We start from the raw sequence: 20,019 nt of genomic DNA on the forward strand, positions 1-20,019 counted from the left end.
CCTGATCCGTTGAACTTGGAGCCAATAAAGTCCCTGGCCGCCGCTTGGTTCCGCTGCGCTCCAAAACCTGCCCTAAAGGACAGGTCAGTCCGCAACGCTGGTCCACAGCGTTTCGAACTGCGCCCCATGCATCAACAGCACCGACGCGGGATAGCCCGCCTCGCTCGCCTGCCGCGCCGTGCCGGTGGCGCTGTCCACGGCCAAAGCCTGCGTCGGGAACGGGCCGTAATATCTGTTGTCCAGATTGATCTTCCAGACGCCCTCATGTTGAAGGACGATGTAGCGGGCGTGCGGGAGAGTCATGTCAAAATACCTCGGTGTTATAATGGTGCCAGGCCATGATCGCGGCGGCGCCGCGATGCGGGCGCCAGGCTTGGGCGACTTCGCGGGTCAGTTTTTCGCTCGGCCGTTCGGGCAGGCCCAGGATGCGGCCGATCTCGATCTGCACCGCCAGGTCGCCGGCGGGCCAGATGTCGGGTCGCCCCTCCGCGAACAGCAGGTAGATTTCCGCCGACCAGCGGCCGATGCCTTTGATGCGGACGAGTTGGGCGATCGCCTCCTCGTCATCGGCGGGCAAGGCGTGCAGATCCAGCGCGCCCGACAGGATCAGGTCGGCCAGGCTGCGGGCATAGCCCTGTTTCTGACGGGACAGGCCGCAGGCGCGCAAAGTGTCGAAGTCGCGCGCGATCAGTGCGTCGGGCACGCAGCCTTCGCCCAGTTCCGCTTCCAGCTTGCGCCACACCGCCGCCGCGGCCGCCACGCTGACCTGCTGGCCAACGATGGTCCGGAGCAGCGTTTCGTAACCGGGCGCCCGCGCGCGCGGCGCGGGATAGCCCACCCGGCCGATCGCCGCGCCAAAGCCAGGCTCCAACAATGCGATGGCGTCCAGGCTGGCGCGCAACTCTTCTGCACTTGTAACCATGTCTCTGCTGTCCAGCCCTTGATTTCCCGGCGTCTGTGGGTCAGAGCGGCGGAGAAAATTCGAGGGGATTGGATAGATGCCGAAATTGATCGTGGTCAACCGTGCAGGTGAAGAACAGGCTGTCGATGGCGACAATGGCCTGTCGGTGATGGAAATCATTCGCGACAACGGTTTTGACGAATTGCTGGCGCTGTGCGGCGGTTGCTGCTCCTGCGCGACTTGCCATGTCTATGTCGATCCGGCCTTCGCCGACGCGCTGCCGGCCATGAGTGAGGACGAAAACGACCTGCTCGACAGTTCCGACCATCGCAACGAAACCAGCCGCCTGTCCTGCCAGGTGATGCTGAGCGATTCGCTCGACGGCCTGCGCGTCACCATCGCGCCGGAAGACTGAAGCGTCTTTGAACATGGCGGGTGCGATATGTCTTGTCGCACCAAAGCATGACCTGTGATGCGAATATATGTGTCCCCGCGGAGGCGGGAACCCAGTCGAAACGTCCGAACTGGGTTCCCGCCTCCGCGGAAACACGCCATTATGCCATTATGCCATTATGGCTTCACCCGCAGCGTGGCCGCTGGGGCATCGCTGGTCAGCGGCGATATCGTCCAGATGATCCGCTTGCCTTGCGGCGTGGTTTGCGCGCCCTCTTCCTGATTCTGGCTGACGATGTCCGCGTCGGTTGTCAGCGTGAAGCGGCCGTTCAGCGCCTTGGCCGCCTCGTCCCCTGCCCCATTTCCCATGCCGGCCGGTCCCTGGCTCTTGTCGAACCCGTTGGCGAAGCCGGGCGCCTTGACCCGCACCCGGTCGTCGCCGCGCAGTTCCACCGCGACGAAGGGCAGTATGATCTGGGCGTCGATGTTGAAGGGGAAGAGGAAGGCGTGGGTCAGTTTGCCCGTCATCGCATAATCGATCTCGAACTTGCGGTTGCCCATGTAGCGGGCCGAGCGAAACCCCTTTTCCTTGGTCAGCGCGGCGGCGATCGCCAGCATCTGCGCCTCGTCGCCCTTGTCCGCGCCATCGGCGACCGCGTCGCTGAAATCCTCGTCGCGCGCGGCGATCTGCATCAGCGTCGGCGCGGCCTCGGCGTCGTCTTGCGTGTCGTCGGTGGAGGGCCCGCCGCCGGCCAGGCCGCTCTTGCCCATGTCCGACGCCAATATCTCGCCCTTATAGGCGAAGGCGAAGCTGCGGTCGGCACGGATGTCCAGGCTCGATTCGAACGCGCCCGGCGTCACCAGGCAGGCGGAGAGCGCCAGCAGCCCCGCCAGCGCCCCCAGGGTGCGATACAGGCGGTCCATGGCGCTTCCTTTCTATAGGCCGGTTAGCGAACCGTTGCGGCGTACAACGCGATCGCTGCGGCGTTCGACACGTTCAGGCTCTCCATCCGCGGGCTGATCGGCAGCTTGGCGATGATGTCGCAATGGGCGATCGTATTGTGGCGCAGCCCTTCGCCCTCGGCCCCCAGCACCAGGGCGACACGCGATTCGCCGATCGCCTCGCCCAATATGGTGTCGGCGTCGCCGTCCAGCCCGATGCGCCAATAGCCCGCTTCGGCAATCTCTTCGAGCGCGCGGGCCAGGTTCACCACCCGCACCCAGGGCACATTTTCCAGCGCGCCCGACGCCGCGCGCGCCAGCACGCCCGATTCGGGCGGGGCGTGCCGGTCCTGCGTGACGATGCACAGCGCGTCGAAAGCGGCGGCGGAGCGCAGGATCGCGCCGACATTATGCGGATCGGTCACCTGGTCCAGCACCAGGATCGGCCGCCTGTCGTCCTGGCCTTCCTCCAATATCTCGCCCAGCCAGACATCGTCCAGCGGCTCGACTTCGGCGACGATGCCCTGGTGCGGCGCGTCGGACGGGACCATGCGGCCCATGTCGGCGACGTCGGAATAGATGATCGGCAGCACCGGCGGCAGATCGAGGGCGCCCAGCGCTTCGCGCGTGCCCCATATCTTGCGCACGATGCGGTTAGGGTTGGCGAGCGCCGCTATGACGGCGTGACGACCATAGAAGCGCGGAAAGGCGCCCTTGGACTTGGTGGAGCGATTGGGCTTTTTCATGATTGCGCTCTTTTCACATCACCCCATTGACAGGCAAGTCTCCTTTCGCCATTGAGCCGCCTCCAGCGAGGCGGGAACGCAAATTTCTTGTCGCGCAGGGCACTGGACAGGTGGCCGAGTGGTTAAAGGCAGCAGACTGTAAATCTGCCCGGGTTTCCCGTACGCTGGTTCGAATCCAGCCCTGTCCACCACTGCATCGGGCCGATGCAGGCGGTCCTTTAACGGACCGGAACAGGCCGGTGTGGACGCATAGCTCAGTTGGTAGAGCAGCTGACTCTTAATCAGCGGGTCCTTGGTTCGAGCCCAAGTGCGTCCACCATAGCCTTCCCCAGACATTCCCCGCATCGCTGGCCCCCACCGCGGACGAACGCGCCGCGCCGCAGGGTCGTTGCCGCGGTGCAACAAAATCCGCGCGCTCGCGTTGGCTGGACAAGTTTCATTCATCCTTGTCCGGTTACGCCCTCCCCACATGACCTTCGATCGCCGCGACCTTCTCATCCGCACGCTGGGCGGCGTCCTCGCCCTCGGCCTCCCCCGCCGCGCCCTGGCGCAGACCGACGTGGCGTGCGTCGACGCCCTGATCGCGAAGATGACGCTGGAGGAAAAGGCCGGGCAAATGACCTGCCTCGCCGACAGCTTCCGCCCCTTCAATCCCCCCAACCCGCAGGTCGGCATCCAGGACGAAAAGCGCCTCGCGCAGGAAATCCGCAAGGGCCGGGTCGGCTGCCTCTTCAACGGCATCGGCGTCGCAGGCGGCCGCCGCGCGCAGGAGATCGCGGTCAAGGACAGCCGCCTCGGCATCCCCTTGCTCTTCGCGGGCGACGTCATCCACGGCCTCAAGACCATCTTCCCGGTCCCCCTCGCCGAAGCCTCCAGCTTCGACCCCGCTTTGTGCGAGCGCACCGCCCGCGCCCAGGCGATCGAAGCCACCGCCGCGGGCCTCCACCTCACTTTCGCCCCCATGGTCGATGTCGCCCGCGACCAGCGCTGGGGCCGCGTAGTGGAGGGGGCAGGGGAGGATGTGACCCTCACCGGCCTCCTCTCCGCCGCCCGCATCCGCGGCTATCAGGGCCGCGACCTGCGCCGCGACGACGCGCTGCTCGCCTGCCCCAAACATTTCGCCGCCTATGGCGCGGTCGCCGCGGGCCTGGAATATGGCAATGTCGACATCAGCGAGGAAACGCTGCGCGAAACCCATCTGCCCCCCTTTGGCAAGGCGTTCGCGGCCGGCGCGCTCACCACCATGGCCGCCTTCAACGAGATCAACGGCGTCCCCGCCACCGCCGACAGCGAACTCCTCACCGACATATTGCGCGGCGAGATGCAGTTTCGCGGCTTCGTCTTTTCCGATTACACCGCCGACGAAGAACTGGTCGCCCACGGCTTTGCGGAGGATGACCGCGACGCCGCCCGCCTCGCCGTCCTCGCAGGCGTCGACATGTCGATGCAGAGCGGCCTCTATATCCGCTACCTCCCCGATCTGGTGAAGAGCGGCGCGGTGCCGATGGGCACGATCGACGTCGCCGTGCGCCGCATCCTCTATGTGAAGGCCGCCATCGGCCTGTTCGACAACCCCTGGCGGTCGCTGAACGAGGAAGCGGAAAAGACCCGCATCTTCACCCCAGCCCACCGCGCCCTGTCCCGCGAAGCCGCCACCCGATCGGTCGTGCTGCTCAAAAATGAAGGCGTCCTGCCGATCGACCCGGCCAGGAGGCAGGCCATCGCCCTCATCGGCCCCTTCGCGCAGGACACCGCCAATCTCTACGGCCCCTGGGCCTTCTATGGCGATCCGGACAAGGGCGTGGACATCGCCACGGGCCTGCGCGCCTCGCTCCCCGACCCGACGAAACTCACCGTCACGCGCGGCAGCGACATCAGCGGGCCGATCGAGGGCGGCATCGCCCAGGCGGTGGCGGCGGCCAAAGCGGCGGACATCGTCCTGCTCGCCATCGGCGAATCGCAGGCCATGTCGGGCGAAGCCCAGTCCCGCACCGTCATCGAAATCCCGCCCGCGCAACAGGCGCTGGCCGACGCGGTCGCGGCCATCGGTAAGCCGGTCATCATCCTGCTGCGCCACGGCCGCGCGCTCGCCCTGCATGACGGCGTCGCCAATGCGCAGGCGATCCTCGCCACCTGGTTCCTGGGGAGCGAGGCGGGCCACGCCATCGCCGACATCCTGCTGGGGAAGGTCGATCCATCGGGCAAACTGCCCGTCAGCTTCCCCTGGGAAAGCGGGCAGGAGCCTTTCTATTATGACCGCAAATCGACCGGCCGCCCGGTGCTGGGCAATGGCAGCACCGAATATAAGGCCCGCTACGCCACCACCGACAACAGCGCCCGTTTCCCCTTCGGCCACGGCCTGACCTATACCGATTTCGTGCTGGACCAGCTCAAACTGTCCGATAGCGCGCTCCGCTGGGACGCCGCGATCGAAGTGACCACCCGCATCACCAACAAGGGCGACCGCAAGGGCAGCGAAGTGGTCCAGCTCTACACCCGCGACCGCGTCGCCAGCCGCACCCGCCCGATCCGCGAACTCAAACGCATGGCCCGCGTGACGCTGGCGCCGGGCGAAAGCAAGACCGTCCGCTTCTCGTTGTCGCGCGTCGATCTGGAATTCGTCGGCGCCCGAAGCCAGCGCATCGCCGAACCCGGCGCGTTCGACCTGTGGGTCGGGCAATCGAGCGTGGGCGGATTGAAGGGCGAGTTTACGCTTTATGCGCAGGGACCGGCGAAGGGGTAGAGCCTAAAGCCCCTCCCCTTCAGGGGAGGGGTTGGGGTGGGGGCTGTCGAGATTGCGCCAATCTAAGCCATTCAGGCGAGTTTTTAGCACGCCTCTGACCAGACATTCAGATTAGATAGGGCCTGAGGCAATCGAAGGGACTTGGGCTAAGATGACAAGCAGAACCAAAATTTTCAGCCGCTTCGCGCAGCTCTTGGAGGAGGCTGTAAAGCTGGAGAGCACAAAGCATACCGACAGCTCGGCGATGTATGGCTCAGCGGAATATATTGACCATGAGGCTTTTACCACTTGGGGCATCAAGGTGCAAAATCTGCTCCGCCTAGCCTGCGGGTCGGATTCTATTCATCTAAAGGAATTTCAGGGCAAAGAGGGCAAAAATTGGTCGACCAACTATGGCATTTTCAAAGCGCAGCGGGCCGTCTTGATTGCCGCGCAGGATGACTACGACAATGGCCTGTGTGCCTCAATCCGAGATCTGGTTGCAAGTGAGCTGTTTGACGATGAACTGGAGCAGGCCGAGGAACTAACGGGCAAAGGATACCATGGTCCGGCAGCCGTGATTGCGGGTGCGGTTCTGGAAACGGCTTTGCGCACTCTTTGCACTGACGAGTCGATCGAACTCGATAGCAGGCCAAGGCTCGATAAGATGAATGCAGACCTCGCCAAGGTGGGGCGGTTCACCAAGCTTATCCAAAAGCGCATCACGGCGATTGCCAATATCCGCAATTCAGCCGCACACGGCAAGTGGGACGAGTTCAGTCGTGACGATGTGGAGCTTATGATCCGTGATGTACGTCATTACCTGACCAATGGGTTTCAGTAACTGCTCCGGTCCAAACATTCGCTGTTGGAATGATGGCTTGGTACTGACGTGACGCAAGCAAAGGTCAGCTTCGCCAGATGCCAAGCCCAAACCGGACGGTCGCCTACCGGCCACTTCCCCTCTGTCCTACACCCCGCCACCCATGCCATAATTCCCTCGGCTCTTTCCCACCGTCCGCCTCCCGCCCACCGCGCCACACCCCCGCGCGGCCCACCCCCATTTCGCAAAAATTCTCCTATTGCGAAATCCACACCACCCGTCCGTCCCCACGCTTTTGCGTCAGCCACGACGGTGTGAACTTCGCAACGCCACGCCGCCTTGCAAAACGCCGCGACCACGGCTTTCCGACCCCGCGCACCCATGCTAAGGGCGCGCCCATGCTGAATCTCAACGCCATCACCGTGCGCCTTGGCGGCCGCGTCATTCTCGATCGTGCCGCCGCCGCCCTGCCGCCGCGCAGCCGTGTCGGCCTCATCGGCCGCAACGGCGCGGGCAAGTCCACGCTGATGAAGGTGATGATCGGCCAGCTCGATCCCGACGAAGGGTCGTGCGACATGCCCCGCGACACGCGGCTGGGCTATATCGCGCAGGAAGCCCCGTCCGGCACCGCGACCCCCTTCGACACCGTGCTCGAAGCCGACAAGGAACGCGCCGAATTGATGGCGGAGGCGGAGCATACGCAAGACCCCGATCGCCTGGGCCATATTTACGAGCGGCTGACGGCGATCGACGCCTATACCGCCCCCGCCCGCGCCGCCCGCATCCTCGTCGGCCTCGGCTTTGACGAGGAAATGCAGGGCCGCCCGCTCGACAGCTATTCGGGCGGCTGGAAAATGCGCGTGGCGCTCGCTTCGCTGCTCTTCTCCAACCCCGACCTGTTGCTGCTCGACGAACCGTCGAACCATCTCGACCTCGAAGCCACGCTCTGGCTGGAAAATTTCCTCAAGGCCTATCGCGGCACCGTGGTCGTCATCAGCCACGAACGCGACCTGCTCAACAATGTGGTCGACTATATCCTACATCTGGAAGGAGGGAAGGTCACCCTCTATCCCGGTGGTTACGACGCCTTCGAACGGCAGCGCGCCGAACGGCTCGCCCAACTCGAATCCGCCCGCGCCAAGCAGCAGGCGGAGCGCGAAAAGTTGCAGGACTATGTCGCCCGCAACTCGGCCCGCGCCTCGACCGCGAAACAGGCCCAGTCCCGCGCCAAGGCTTTGGCCCGGATGCAGCCCATCGCCGCGGCCAGCGAAGATCCGACGCTGCATTTCGGCTTTCCCAGCCCGGCCGAACTGCGGCCGCCGCTCATCACCATGGACATGGCCTCGGTCGGCTACACCGAAACGCCGATCCTCAAGCGTATCAACCTGCGCATCGATCCTGACGACCGCCTGGCGCTGCTCGGCCGCAACGGTAACGGCAAGACGACGCTGGCCCGCCTGATCGCCGCGCAACTCGCCCCGATGGAAGGGACGATGCAAAGCTCGCCCAAGATGAATGTCGGCTATTTCACCCAATATCAGGTGGAGGAACTGGACGTCACCGACACGCCGCTGGAACATATGACCCGCGTCATGAAGGGCGCGACGCCCGGCGCGGTCCGCGCCCAACTCGGCCGCTTCGGCTTTTCCGGCGAGCGCGCGGTGCAGAAGGTCGGCTCCATGTCCGGTGGCGAGCGCGCCCGTCTGGCTTTGGCGCTCATCACCCGCGACGCGCCGCACATGCTGATCCTGGACGAACCGACCAACCATCTCGACGTCGACAGTCGCGAAGCGCTAGTCCAGGCGCTCAACGACTATAGCGGCGCGGTGGTGATCGTGTCGCACGACCGGCACATGATCGAACTGGTCGCCGATCGTCTGGTGCTGGTCGACAACGGCACCGCCCAGCCGTTCGACGGATCGCTCGATGACTATACCGACATCATCCTGCGCAAGGCGGACGGCAACAGCAGCAGCGGCGACGCCCCGAAGGTCGATCGCAAGGCGGACAAGAAGGCCGCCGCCGAATGGCGCGAAAAGCAGAAGGTGCTGAAAAACGCGGTCAACAAGGCGGAGCGCGAAATGACCACCCTGATCGCCGAGCGCAAGCGTATCGATACGGTCCTGTCCGACCCCAAGGCGGCGACCGGCGCGGAAGCGAAGATGACCACCAGCCAGCTGATGATGAAGCGGGCCGAGGTTGAAAAGAAGCTGGAGAGCGCCGAGGAAATCTGGATGGAGGCCGGCGCGGCGCTCGAAGCGGGTTAACGCCCCATCAGGATGAACGGCGCCCAGATATAGGGCTGGGCGGCGCCGGGCCGCTTCGATCCGATCAGCTTGAGCATCGCCCGCTGCAGCGCCACGGCGCGGGGCAGGCCGCGCGCCGCGCCCTTCACCGTCTCCAATGTGACGAAAGCGCTGGCGTCGTCCCGCACCGGCCAGTGCGACACCAGCAGCGATCCCGCCCCGGCATAGCGAAACGCCTGCGCCAGCCCCGAATAGGCCGGGGCCTGCGCGTCGTTCCCCGCCGCGGTGTTGCACGCCGACAGGATGACCCAGTCCGCGCCGATCCGCATCGCCGCCACTTCCGACGCCGTCAGCAGCCCGTCGTCGCCGACCGCATCGGCGGCCGGGGGGGACAGTAGCAGCGCGGGCTCGGTCACGCCCTCCATCTCGCCGCTGACCAGCCCATGGGTCGCGAACAGGATCACGGCATAGCCGGACAGGTCACGGTCCCGCAGCGCAGCTTCGCTGGCGTCCCGTCCGATCAGCAAGGTGGTGCGATCCATGCCGAAGCGATGCGCTACGGCTTGCAATTCAGCCTGCGATCCGGGCAGCGGCGGCAATTGCGACAGCGCCCGCGCATCCGCGCCGCCAGTGCGGAAATAGGCGTTGGCGGCCAGCATCGCCCCGGCGCCGCGCGGCGCATCGGTCGTCTGGACAGCGCCGAAGGTCAGCGGCGCGCCAATGCCCAGAAAACGCTGGTTCCGCGCCGCCATCTGCTGTCGCCGATCTCTGGTCGCGGTAAATCCGGGCTGCACCTCGATTGCGAAGCGGCGGATCAGCCAGGGCGCATGGCGCGTCACCGCGGCCATCGGCCGCTGCGGCAGCATCCCGAAGGGTAGCGAGGCGAAGGCGCCGGTCGGCACGATGCGCAGCATCCGCGCCTTGCCCAGCGTGGCGAGGATGCCGGGGGTGAAGATCTGGCGATATAGCGTGTGTGCGCTGCCCTGGTCGAAACCGGCTGGACTAAGCGAACCGCGCAGCCGCCCCACCAACGCCACCAGCGCGGCGCGATCCATCTGCGCCCGCTCGATCCGCGTGCCCCCGGCGCTGACCGCGAGCAGATAGACTCCGTTGAAAGCGGGCATCACCGCCAGCAGCGCTTCGTCCTCACCCAGCCCGGCGCGCACAGTCTCCAGATCGGGCCGCTTGCCGCCCTTCGCCTCCACCCAGCGTGGATAGTCGCGGGCGATGGCGGCGCGCTCGGCATCGACCTTTGCCGCCACGGCGGCGCGTTCGGTGCGGGCCGCCGCGACGCCGTGGTCGGTCGCCAAGGCCTTGAGCAGGCGGCTGTCGGCGGCCTGAAGCGTCTTGGTACGGTCTTGCAGGCGGCGCACCCGCGCAGCCAGCGCCGGATCGGCGACCAGCCGCTGGGCGACCAGCCGGTTGGCCTGGGCGATGCGCGATCCGGCCAGGATCGCCATCGCGTCCAGCGCCAGCGCGGCGTCCTGCGCCTGCGTCGCCACCGCCAGGATCGTGTCGAGCGCGGCCCGCTGCTCCTCTGTCAGTTCGGCGTCGTCATGGACACTGGCATCGTCGCGCAGCAGGCCGGCAAGGCGTCGCGCCGTCTCGCCGAGCGCCGCCTGGTCCGATCCGGTCCAGGCGGACAGCATCGCCGCCTGCGCCAAGGGAATTGCAGGCGCATTGTCGAGCTGGCGCGTTTCAGCCGCAAAGGCGGCAGCGGCGGCGCGGGCCTCTTCGCCATGTCCGGCGGCGATCAAAGCCGGGATGAGATAGGGATAGACCCGCTGGCCGATATCCCGGTCCTTGTCCGATCCGGCGCGCACCCGCGCCAATGCAGCGTTGAACCGCTCGACACTCTGGTCGCGCCGCCCCTCTGCCAGCGTTGCGGATGCGGCGAAGGCGAGGGCGCGAGCCGATTGCGGGCTATTTTCCCCTTCGATCCCACGAAAGCCGCGTTCCGCCTCCATGAACAGGGTTTCAGCGTCGGCATAGCGTTCCAGCGGCAACAGCACGGTGCCGAGATTTTGCAGGCCGAACTGGAAATAGAGGCTGCCGGCGCCGACCGTGTCGCGCTTGATGGCGATGGCGCGCTGCAGATAATCGAGGCTCTCGTTGCGCCGTCCGGTGCGCGACAGCAGCAGGCCCAGCGCTTCGAGTGCGCGAGCGTAGCTGGGATGTTTGCGGTCGACATGATCGGTGGCGATGTCGACCGCCATGCGCGCATATTTTTCCGCCTCCACATCGCGGTCGGCGCGCTGAAGCATCTGCGCATAGCTGTAATAAGAACCGATCGTGTCGGGGCTGTTGGGGCCGGCCGCCGCGATCCGCGCCTCCATGCTGGCTTTTTGCGCGTCCACCGCCTCGTCATTGCGGCCAAGCCGGGTCAGCGCCTGGGCGTGGGAGAAGGCGATGTTCGATCGCAGCATATGCGTCGACGGGTCAAGCTTGTCGGACGGCGTGCGAGCAATATAGCCGTCCATATAGCGGCTGGCCTGCGCCAATATCTCCGCTGCGCCGGTCACGTCGCCCAGCGCCGCCTGGACATAGCCCTTGATCGACAGGCCCTGCATCCAGGCCACGGGATAGGCGTCGGCGAAGGGCGCGAGCAGCGCCAGGCCTGCATTGGCATGGGCCAGCGCGTCGGGATTCTTGCCGTCGATCTGGTCCATGGAGGATAGGTTGATCCAGGCGACCCCGGCGAGCGGGTGGGGCTTGCCCGCGACCTTTGTCTTCATTGCGGCGCTATGCAGTCGGGTCCAGGCGTCGCGGGTCTTTTGCGACATGGACAGCGCATAATCGTCGCTGTCGAACAGAGCAGTCGCCTGCCGTTCAAGCAAATAGAGCCGGGCATGGCGCAGGTCGGTGGGCGAAAAAGCCCCCGTCGGGGCGGCCGCGGACGCCGCATGGGTCGGCAGGGCCAGCGCCAGAATCATGGCCGCACACCGCGTGGAAAGCTGCACGACACCACCCCCGCTTTTGACTCGACCCGCCTGTCTCTTGGGTCGGCGGAAAGCGGCCGTCAAGGCCGATGCCGGTGCTTGACCGTCAGCCCAGCGTCAGCCGCCAGTCCCAACGCAGCGGATCGCCGTCCATCACCTCGACCCCGCGGGCGATCAGGGCGTCGCGAATCTCGTCCGACAGGGCGAAGTCCTTTTCGGCGCGGGCGACGGTGCGGCGCTCCAGTTCGGCCTCGATCGCCTCCGGCGCGATCTGCGCATCCTTGGGCTGGAGGCGCAGGTCCGCACGGCTGAGCGTCAGCAGGTTCAGGCCCAGCGCCTGATCGAAGGCGGCGATCAGGCAGAGCTTTTCGTCCACCGGCACCTTCTTGATGCCGATCGCCTCTTCCAGCAGCGGAAGGGCGCGCGGCGTCATCAGGTCGTCGGTTATCGCCGCGTCGAACTGTTCGAGCAGCGGCGTCAGCTTGGGATGGAGGTTGGCGCGCAGATAGTCGAGACGCGGGGATTGCCAGGTCACGCCCTCGGCGCGGGCCTTCAGGCCCTCGACCCCCATGATCAGTCGCTTGAGCCGGGTCAGCGCGGCGGCCAGATTGTCGGCGCTGAATTCCAGTTCGGACCGGTAATGGGCGCCCAGGCACAACAGACGGTAGGCGATGGGATGCACGCCCGCGTCGATGAGGCTGAAGAGGGTAGTGAAGCCGCCCTTCGACTTTGACATTTTGCCTTGGCGGTCGACCAGGAAGTTGTTGTGCATCCACCAGCGCGCGCCGGTGAAGCCGGCCGCCGCCACACCGGGATCGCCGCAGCAGACATGGAAAGCCTGGTTCTGGGCGATTTCATTGGGATGGTGGATTTCGCGATGGTCGATGCCGCCGGTGTGGATGTCGAACGGCTGACCCAGCCGGGTCTGCGACATGACGGAACATTCCAGATGCCAACCCGGCGCGCCCTTGCCCCAGGGGCTGTCCCATTCCATCTGGCGCTGCTCGCCGGGCGGCGACTTGCGCCAGATCGCGAAGTCGGATGGGTTGCGCTTGCCCGCGACGGGATCGATCCGGGCGTGCGCCGCATCGTCGCGGCCGCCGGCCAGCGCGCCATAATCGGGCACGCTGCTGCTGTCGAAATAAAGGCCGCTGTCCAGTTCATAGCAATGTGTCGGCGCGATCTTTTCGGCAAAGGCGATCATCTGCGGCACATAGTCGGTCGCGACCGTCCATTCGCTGGGCGACAGGATGTTAAGGTCGGCGATGTTCTGCTTGAAGGCCTGCGTATAATGGGCGGCGATATCCCAGATGCTCTTGGCCGATGCGCGCGCGGCCGCCTCCATCTTGTCGTCGCCTGCGTCGGCGTCACTGGTCAAATGGCCGACATCGGTGATGTTGATGATGTGGGTGACGGCCAGCCCTTTCCACAACAACGTCCGGCGCAGCGTGTCGGTGAAGACATAGGCGCGCAGATTGCCGATATGGGCGTAATTATAGACCGTCGGGCCGCAGCTATAGACGCGCGCATGATGATCCTCGATCGGCGCGAATGGCTCGATCGTGCGGATCAGACTGTTGAACAGGCGCAGCGGCGCGGGGATATGCTGGTCGTCGGACATGGGATACGCCATGTCGCGAAGCGTCGTGAGGGTCAATCCTTCCTTGCCATCCCCATGAGGTCATTATGTTACTTAGCTAAGTAACGACAATGGGTGAAGCAATACAAATGTCCAACTTGCTGTCTCTTTCGCGCAGGGCCGCCCCCGTCCATGACCTGCTGTCCATGACGTGCGCGACATCGTCAGATTGTAATAAAATGTTGCAGGCGGGCTCATCCCTTGCGGCCGGGCATTGAGCATCCGATATTGTCGATGCGGGCCGGGCCCCTCTGGCGACATGGATTTCCCCCTTATCCCTGTCGCGATGTCGGACCGCATCGGGTGTGCCCGGTGCTGGTTTTGCGGTAATTTGCCCCCTCTCGTTGCCGCAGGAGACCGCACCGGGCCACTCGAACCACATTGGATGATGGAGTGAGTGTTTCCCATGAATAATCCCGTTCGCATGTCGGGCTATGGCGCCAGCCAGACGGCGCAGACCGACGCCGGCCTGCGCGCACACATGCTGGGCGTCTTCCGCAATATGGGTCTTGGCCTGGTCATCACCGGCCTGGTCGCGGCGCTGGTCGGCAATATGCCGACGCTGGCCGCCGCCATTTACGGCACGCCGCTCAAATGGGTGGCGATTTTCGCGCCGCTGGCCTTCGTGTTCTTCTTCAGCTTTCGCATCGACAGGATGACGACCGCGACCGCGCGCATGACTTTCTGGGCGTTCGCGGCGGTGATGGGCGTGTCGCTGGGCAGCGTGTTCCTGGTCTTCACCGGCGGCAGCATCGCCCAGGCCTTCTTCTCGGCCGCGGTCATGTTCCTCACCATGGCACTGTGGGGCTATACAACCCAGCGCGACCTGACGAAGATGGGCAGCTTCCTCATGATGGGCCTGATCGGCATCATCGTCGCCAGCCTGATCAACATCTTCCTGGGGTCTTCGGCGATGCAGATGGTCATCTCGATCATCGGCGTGGTGGTCTTCACCGGCCTGACCGCCTGGGACGTGCAGCGCATCAAGTCGGACTATTTCGTCTATGCCCGGCATGAAGTGGCGCAGAAGATGCAGGTCATGGGCGCGCTGTCGCTGTACCTGAACTTCGTCAACCTGTTCCAGATGCTGCTCAGCCTGACCGGCGAGCGGGAATAAGCGGATGCGGGATCAGGCTGCCGTATCGGCCATGCTCTGCCCGGTCTGTCATGTCGGATTGGCGATGACGGATCGGCAGGGGGTGGAGATCGATTATTGCCCGCAATGCCGGGGCGTCTGGCTGGACCGGGGCGAGTTGGACAAGATCATCGAGCGGTCGGGGCAGGCAATCGCCCCGTCGCCGCCGTCCGCGCCCTTTGGGCAGGCCAGCTATCGTCCCGATCGCGATTATCGGGATGATGATCGGGGCTACCCGAAAAAGCGAAAGAAAAGCTTTTTGGAAGAGTTGTTCGATTAAAAGAAGGCCGGTCCGTTGAGGGCCGGCCTTTTCTGCAATGGGCGTGCGAAAGAAGAGAGACCTCTTAAATTCACGGAACAAGCGCAACATCTGCGAGAGAATGCGTCGTTAAATATAATGGAAGTCGCGCGCTCTATTTTTTCATATCCTTTTAGGCGAAGGCGCGGGCCTTATTTTTCTGCGCGATGCGCTATCTGCTCGGATTGCATCGACCACGCAACGTGCACCTAGCGCCCTAAAAAAAGGGGCCGCCCTTGCAGGCGACCCCTTCCCTATCCTCTCCCCTGTAACAGGGATGATCCGTCAGCGCCTTAGTCGGCCTTAGACTGGAGATTCACCGCGGCGTATTTGCCGCGACGATCGACTTCCAGTTCGAAGTCAAGCCGGTCGCCCTCATTCAGGGCGGCCATGCCGGCGCGTTCGACGGCGCTGATGTGCACGAAGGCGTCGGGCTGGCCGTCATCACGCTGAATGAAGCCGAAGCCCTTCATCGCGTTGAAGAACTTCACGGTGCCGCTGGAGCGCTCGCCGGTCAACTGACGCTGCGGGCCGCCACGGTCCGGCGCGCCACCGAAACCACCGGCGCGAGGTTCACGCGCTTCACGCGGCGGACCGCGATCGGTGACGGGGAGCGGTTCACCGTCGATCACCAGATCGGTCGCCGACACCTTGCCGCCACGATCGACCAGGGTGAAGCCGAGCGGCTGTCCTTCGGCCAGACCGGTCAGGCCGGCCTGCTCGACGGCGCTGATGTGCACGAACACGTCTTCGCCGCCATCGTCACGAACGATGAAGCCGAAGCCCTTTTGTCCGTTGAAGAATTTTACGACGCCCTTGCCTTCGCCGACGACCTGGGCAGGCATGCCGCGACCACCACCGCCGCCGCCGCCGCCGCCGCCGAAACCACCGCCGCCGCCGCCGAAGCCGCCGCCACTGCGACCACCGCCAAAGCCGCCGCCGCGATCACCGCCGCCGAAACCTCCACGATCGCCACCGAAGCCGCCGCCACCGCCGCCGAAGCGATCACCACCGCCGAAACCGCCGCCGAAGCCACCGCCGCCGCGGCCGCCCTGATCGTAGAAATTGTCGTCGCCGAAACCGTCGCGCTTGTCCTTGCCGCGCCCGCCGCGGCGACCTCTATCAAAACTCATGCCCTGTTAGTCACTTTCGCTTCGCCCCAAGACCAATCGGACAAACACATGTCGGGCGAATGACATGCAGAATCCACCGCAGACGCGGGTTTGGGAATCACTATATCAACTTTTCAGACCAGCGCGAATGATTTTCACTGTTGCGGTCCTGTTCCGTTCCAATTGGCCAAAATGACCTCCAACGACCACCATTCGCCGAGCGAATACGGCCTTTTGTCGCGAAGATCCGGCCCGGCAAAGCCTTGATTGCGGTCGGCTCTGTTTCGCCATAAGGGAAGAGCATGACCGTCCATTTCCATGAAGAAGATCTGCCCGCTGGCGTGCTCGCCCCCGGCCCGATCGCCATCGACACCGAAACCATGGGGCTGATCACCCCGCGCGACCGCCTGTGCGTGGTCCAGATCAGCGATGGCAAGGGCGACGAGCATCTCGTCCGCTTCAAGCCCGGCAGCAATTACGCCGCGCCCAACCTGCGCGCCGTGCTGGCCGATCCTGAGCGGCTGAAACTCTATCATTTCGGCCGGTTCGATCTGGCAGCGATCAAATATTATATGGGCGTGGTCGCCGCGCCCGTCTATTGCACCAAGATCGCCTCGCGCCTGATCCGCACCTATACCGACCGTCATGGATTGAAGGAACTGGTCCGCGAACTGCTGGGCCAGGACATCAGCAAGCAGCAGCAGTCGAGCGACTGGGGCGGCCCCGTCCTGTCCGACGCGCAGAAGGATTATGCCGCCTCGGACGTGCGCTACCTCCATGCGCTGAAAGCCGAACTGGACAAGCGCCTGATCCGCGAAGGGCGGATGGAACTGGCCCAGGCCTGTTTCGACTTCCTGCCCCATCGCGCCGAACTCGACCTGGCCGGATGGCCGGAAATCGACATCTTCTCACATATGTGACGCAGGCTGAAAGGTCCAACCATGTCCGTCCAGGCCGATCAGCAACGCGATGTCCGCCGCCTATGGGCGCAGCCGGGCGGTAGTCACGACCGGCTGGTCGCGCTGCTCAAAAACTGGCTGCCGGTCGCGGTCGGCGTGCTGGCCGCGCTGCTGGCGACCGCGCCCTTCACCGGCGGCGACAAGGTCAGCTTCGTGCTCGACAAGAACAAGGTCGAGGTGGCGAAGGACCGGATGCGGCTGACCGAGGCGCTGTATCGCGGCGAGGACAGCAAGGGCCAGCCCTTCTCGCTGCGCGCTGGCTCTGCGGTGCAAAAAAGCTCGCGCGAACCGATCGTGGACCTCAACAGCATGTCGGCGCGCATCCTGCTGTCGGACGGCCCCGCCGTCCTGACCGCGCAGAAGGGGCGATATGACATGGATACCGAGCGGGTCGGCATCGAAGGGCCGGTGCAGTTCGAGGCTGCAGGCGGATATCGCCTGACCACCCGCGACGTCGGCATCGACCTCAAGACCCGGCGGATGCGCAGCGCGGGCCGCGTGGACGGGCGCATCCCGATCGGCACCTTCAGTGGCGACCATCTGGAAGCGGACATGGGCGCGCGCACGGTGACATTGAATGGCCGGGCAAGCTTGCGTATCGAACAAAATGGCCTCAAAGGGCGAAACTGATGACACGCACCCTGATCCTGCTCTCGACCGGCTTGGTGGGCGCCGCCGCGATGATGTTCGCCGGCGCGAGCGCCCCTTCCTTCGCGCAGGTGTTCAGAAATCATGACAGCAATGCGCCCGTCAATTTCAACGCCGATCGGATCGAGGTGCAGGACCGCGCCGATCGCGTCGTGGTATCGGGTAATGTCGTGGTGACGCAGGCCGGCATGACGCTGAACGCCGCGCGCATGACGGTCGCCTATAGCAAGCAGCCGAGCGGCGGATCCAATGGCGTGGACATCGACCGGATCGACGCATCGGGCAACGTCGTGGTGACCAAGGCGGATCAGACTGCGCGCGGCAACGTGGCCATTTACGACCTCAACAGCAAACTCATCACCATGTTGGGCAATGTCACGCTGACGCAGGGGTCGAACCGCCTGAGCGGCGGGCGTCTGGTCATGGACCTCAACAGCGGCCGATCGACTGTCGACGGTCGATCGTCGGGCGGCGTGCCCGGCGCCGCGACCAGCCCCAGCGGGCGCGTGTCGGGCACATTCACGGTGCCCCAGCGCAAGAATTGACGGGCTAGAGGGGCTTGTCGCCCCATCATCCTATTGCGTCGCCAGCAACAGGTCGCGCAGGTCGGTGAGGCTGGGCAATATCTGCGCGCAGGCGAGGACCAGTTCCTCGGTCGGGGGCAGCAGGTCGGGCACCATCACCGTCGCGATGCCCGCCGCCATGGCGGAGCGGACGCCAACATGGCTGTCCTCGACCGCAACGCAGTCCGCCGGATCGACCCGCAGCAGACGCGCCGCCAGCAGATAGGGTTCCGCGTGCGGCTTAGGCTGGTCGACATCGCTGCGCGTCACCACCACGTCAAAATAATGGAGCAGGCCGCTCTTCTCCAGCCGTTGCTGCGCATAGGGTGCGGCGGTCGACGTGGCGAGCGCCATCGGGACGCCCGCCTGCGCCAGATGATCGAGCAGCAGGCGCGCGCCGGGGCGCAGCAGGATGCCGGCGTCAACAGCCGCCTCGAACAGCGCGTCGCTGTCGGCGTAGAAGCGAGCGAGCGGAAAGTCCGGCCCCAGATGCGCCGCCAACATCCGCTGATTTTCGTCGCGGTGGATGCCGACCATCGACAGCAACAGGTCATCCGCCATCGGCCAGCCGATCGCTTCGCCCGTTTCGGCAAAGGCGCGCCGATGCGCCGCCTCGGTATCGAGCAGGGTGCCGTCCATATCGAAGATCACCGCGCGGACCGGGTTCGGCAGGGTGGATGCGGCAGTCGCGGCGGTGGATTGGCGTAACGCTTGGATCATGGCGCCAATATGGCCGCCTATCGTTCCAATTCCATTGCAAAGCGCGGCGCGGCGGTTGCGTGGGATGGCCGCCGCAAGCTGCGCTTTGCCGTGAAACTATTCCGTCACCTGCGCCGACCATGTCCTGATCCAGTGCCAGGCGCCGCGGCATTCGCCCATGCTGGTGGCTTCGATCAGGCGGAAGCGGGCGCCGTCCCAGACATAGGCTTCGCTGCCGCCGCAATCGCCGATGCCGCGCCCCTTGGCGAAGCTGTCGAGCCGCAGCTTGTCGGCGGTCCAGCCGACATTGACCAGCATTGGCCGGGCCTCCTCCTCGCTCCAGCCTGGTTTATAGTCGAAGCTGGCGAGGCGGAAAGCGCGCCGGCCGGCGATGCCGGTGGCGATGACCGGGACCGAGGTGAAATTATAGGCGCCGCTGCCGCAGGGGACGAGGATCAGCGTTTCGGTGCGCGACAGGCGATAGAGTTGCGGCGGCTCCGCGCCCTTCATCTCGTCGGTGCAGCGGGTGAATTTGCCGAGCGCGGTCAGTTCCTCCCGCCACAGCGCGGCGGGTGCGGTCGCACCGGGCAAGGGTGCGCGCTTGATGATCGGTGCGGCAGGCGCAGCGCGCACGGCGAGCGGGCCGAGCGGGCCGGTGACGACCAGTGCGGTGCTGGTCCCGGCCCGCCCCTGCCGCGCATCCATATAGCGCAGGGCCGCGCCGGACCCGGCCAGCGACGGCTTGCCGATCGCGCGATTGCCCATGCGCAGTTCCAGCACGTTGCCGCGCGCCATGGCGATGGCCAGCGCGGCGGCCTGCGGCCCTCTTATGGTAGCGTCGCCGTCGCGACTCATGGCGCTGGCGATCCGGCGCCCATCGACATGAAAGCTGATCTCGCCGCCGCTATTGGTGTCGCGGCTGACCCAGACTTCGGTGGCGGCATCAGGCCCGGCGTCGCGGACCACCCCGACCATCACCGGACTGTCCGGCCAATCCGCACCCTCGGCGAGCAGGGACACGGTTTCGCATCGGTTGCGATTGTCGCAGCCAATGGTCCAGTCCTTGTAGGTTTCCAACACGCCGGGCTTGGGCGCCAGCATCCTGGCCTGCGTTGCAGGCCCCTGCGCGGACCCGACGCCCGACCAGCCTAGGGCCGCCAGAGCGACCATGAAAAAATCTTTTGCCCCCATGGGTTAACCATAACCGATTTGCAGGGACGATGGTAGCGTTTCCGTTACGGAGCCGACCTGATC

At 65.2% G+C, this 20,019-nt stretch carries 18 protein-coding genes and 2 tRNA genes; 11 read left to right on the forward strand and 9 right to left on the reverse strand.

Going from position 1 to position 20,019, the window contains the following annotated elements; all coding sequences use genetic code 11:
• Positions 1-84: 84 nt before the first annotated feature.
• Positions 85-303 carry a DUF2188 domain-containing protein gene (locus tag sphantq_RS06850; RefSeq protein ID WP_129927343.1) on the reverse strand — a complete coding sequence of 73 codons (219 nt, stop codon included), beginning with the start codon at positions 301-303 and terminating at the stop codon, positions 85-87.
• A gap of 1 nt (position 304) precedes the next feature.
• Complete coding sequence (locus tag sphantq_RS06855; RefSeq protein WP_129927342.1) at positions 305-922, reverse strand: DNA-3-methyladenine glycosylase family protein; 618 nt, start codon at positions 920-922, stop codon at positions 305-307.
• A 76-nt stretch (positions 923-998) separates the two neighbouring features.
• Between sphantq_RS06855 and sphantq_RS06860 the strand changes: the two genes are divergently transcribed.
• Positions 999-1,316, forward strand: coding sequence for a 2Fe-2S iron-sulfur cluster-binding protein (locus sphantq_RS06860; protein ID WP_066605787.1), 318 nt, complete (start codon positions 999-1,001; stop codon positions 1,314-1,316).
• 155 nt (positions 1,317-1,471) lie between these two features.
• On the opposite strand, the gene sphantq_RS06865 is transcribed toward sphantq_RS06860, so the two are convergent.
• Both sphantq_RS06865 and rlmB read right to left on the reverse strand, forming a co-directional pair.
• Positions 1,472-2,218 (reverse strand): hypothetical protein, encoded by a 747-nt coding sequence (locus sphantq_RS06865; protein ID WP_129927341.1) that lies wholly within the window; start codon positions 2,216-2,218, stop codon positions 1,472-1,474.
• Positions 2,219-2,241: 23 nt separating this feature from the next.
• Complete coding sequence (rlmB, locus tag sphantq_RS06870; protein WP_066605794.1) at positions 2,242-2,982, reverse strand: 23S rRNA (guanosine(2251)-2'-O)-methyltransferase RlmB; 741 nt, start codon at positions 2,980-2,982, stop codon at positions 2,242-2,244.
• Positions 2,983-3,086: 104 nt separating this feature from the next.
• On the opposite strand from rlmB, the gene sphantq_RS06875 reads away from it, so the two are divergent.
• The 5 genes from sphantq_RS06875 to sphantq_RS06895 all read left to right on the forward strand — a co-directional run bounded on the left by sphantq_RS06875 (position 3,087) and on the right by sphantq_RS06895 (position 8,794).
• Positions 3,087-3,173, forward strand: a tRNA-Tyr gene (locus sphantq_RS06875).
• 52 nt (positions 3,174-3,225) lie between these two features.
• A tRNA-Lys gene (locus sphantq_RS06880) sits at positions 3,226-3,301 on the forward strand.
• 150 nt (positions 3,302-3,451) lie between these two features.
• On the forward strand, positions 3,452-5,725 hold the full coding sequence (locus sphantq_RS06885) for a glycoside hydrolase family 3 N-terminal domain-containing protein (RefSeq protein ID WP_272799891.1): 2,274 nt from the start codon (positions 3,452-3,454) through the stop codon (positions 5,723-5,725).
• Positions 5,726-5,876: 151 nt separating this feature from the next.
• Entirely contained in the window at positions 5,877-6,548 is a 672-nt protein-coding gene (locus sphantq_RS06890) for a hypothetical protein (protein WP_272799892.1), read from the forward strand.
• 377 nt (positions 6,549-6,925) lie between these two features.
• Positions 6,926-8,794: an ABC-F family ATP-binding cassette domain-containing protein gene (locus sphantq_RS06895; protein WP_066605811.1), complete on the forward strand. Its 1,869-nt coding sequence runs from the start codon at positions 6,926-6,928 to the stop codon at positions 8,792-8,794.
• Here sphantq_RS06895 and sphantq_RS06900 read toward each other — a convergent pair.
• Together sphantq_RS06900 and sphantq_RS06905 are read right to left on the reverse strand one after the other, a co-directional pair.
• Entirely contained in the window at positions 8,791-11,733 is a 2,943-nt protein-coding gene (locus sphantq_RS06900; protein ID WP_272799893.1) for a CHAT domain-containing tetratricopeptide repeat protein, read from the reverse strand. The genes sphantq_RS06895 and sphantq_RS06900 overlap by 4 nt on opposite strands.
• 85 nt (positions 11,734-11,818) lie before the next feature.
• Entirely contained in the window at positions 11,819-13,333 is a 1,515-nt protein-coding gene (locus tag sphantq_RS06905; RefSeq protein WP_066605816.1) for a cysteine--tRNA ligase, read from the reverse strand.
• 424 nt (positions 13,334-13,757) lie between these two features.
• Between sphantq_RS06905 and sphantq_RS06910 the strand changes: the two genes are divergently transcribed.
• Both sphantq_RS06910 and sphantq_RS06915 read left to right on the forward strand, forming a co-directional pair.
• A complete protein-coding gene (locus tag sphantq_RS06910) occupies positions 13,758-14,468 on the forward strand; it encodes a Bax inhibitor-1/YccA family protein (protein WP_272799894.1) in 711 nt (236 codons plus the stop codon).
• 4 nt (positions 14,469-14,472) lie between these two features.
• A complete protein-coding gene (locus tag sphantq_RS06915) occupies positions 14,473-14,766 on the forward strand; it encodes a TFIIB-type zinc ribbon-containing protein (protein ID WP_272799895.1) in 294 nt (97 codons plus the stop codon).
• A gap of 311 nt (positions 14,767-15,077) precedes the next feature.
• On the opposite strand, the gene sphantq_RS06920 is transcribed toward sphantq_RS06915, so the two are convergent.
• A complete protein-coding gene (locus sphantq_RS06920; protein WP_272799896.1) occupies positions 15,078-15,917 on the reverse strand; it encodes a cold-shock protein in 840 nt (279 codons plus the stop codon).
• A 281-nt stretch (positions 15,918-16,198) separates the two neighbouring features.
• On the opposite strand from sphantq_RS06920, the gene sphantq_RS06925 reads away from it, so the two are divergent.
• From sphantq_RS06925 to sphantq_RS06935, 3 genes are read left to right on the forward strand one after another with little or no spacing between them, the layout of a single operon-like run.
• Entirely contained in the window at positions 16,199-16,816 is a 618-nt protein-coding gene (locus sphantq_RS06925; protein ID WP_066605827.1) for a ribonuclease D, read from the forward strand.
• A 21-nt stretch (positions 16,817-16,837) separates the two neighbouring features.
• Positions 16,838-17,485 carry an LPS export ABC transporter periplasmic protein LptC gene (locus sphantq_RS06930; RefSeq protein ID WP_066605830.1) on the forward strand — a complete coding sequence of 216 codons (648 nt, stop codon included), beginning with the start codon at positions 16,838-16,840 and terminating at the stop codon, positions 17,483-17,485.
• Positions 17,485-18,048: an LptA/OstA family protein gene (locus sphantq_RS06935; protein WP_066605832.1), complete on the forward strand. Its 564-nt coding sequence runs from the start codon at positions 17,485-17,487 to the stop codon at positions 18,046-18,048. The genes sphantq_RS06930 and sphantq_RS06935 overlap by 1 nt, the downstream gene beginning before the upstream one ends.
• 30 nt (positions 18,049-18,078) lie before the next feature.
• Here the strand turns inward: sphantq_RS06935 and sphantq_RS06940 are convergent, their stop codons facing one another.
• Positions 18,079-18,786, reverse strand: a complete 708-nt coding sequence (locus sphantq_RS06940) for an HAD family hydrolase (RefSeq protein ID WP_272799897.1) — start codon at positions 18,784-18,786, stop codon at positions 18,079-18,081.
• 96 nt (positions 18,787-18,882) lie between these two features.
• Positions 18,883-19,956 (reverse strand): DUF1176 domain-containing protein, encoded by a 1,074-nt coding sequence (locus sphantq_RS06945; protein ID WP_066605837.1) that lies wholly within the window; start codon positions 19,954-19,956, stop codon positions 18,883-18,885.
• Positions 19,957-20,019: the final 63 nt, after the last annotated feature.

It is taken from the genome of Sphingobium sp. AntQ-1 (assembly GCF_028538045.1).
Lineage (GTDB): Bacteria > Pseudomonadota > Alphaproteobacteria > Sphingomonadales > Sphingomonadaceae > Sphingobium > Sphingobium cupriresistens.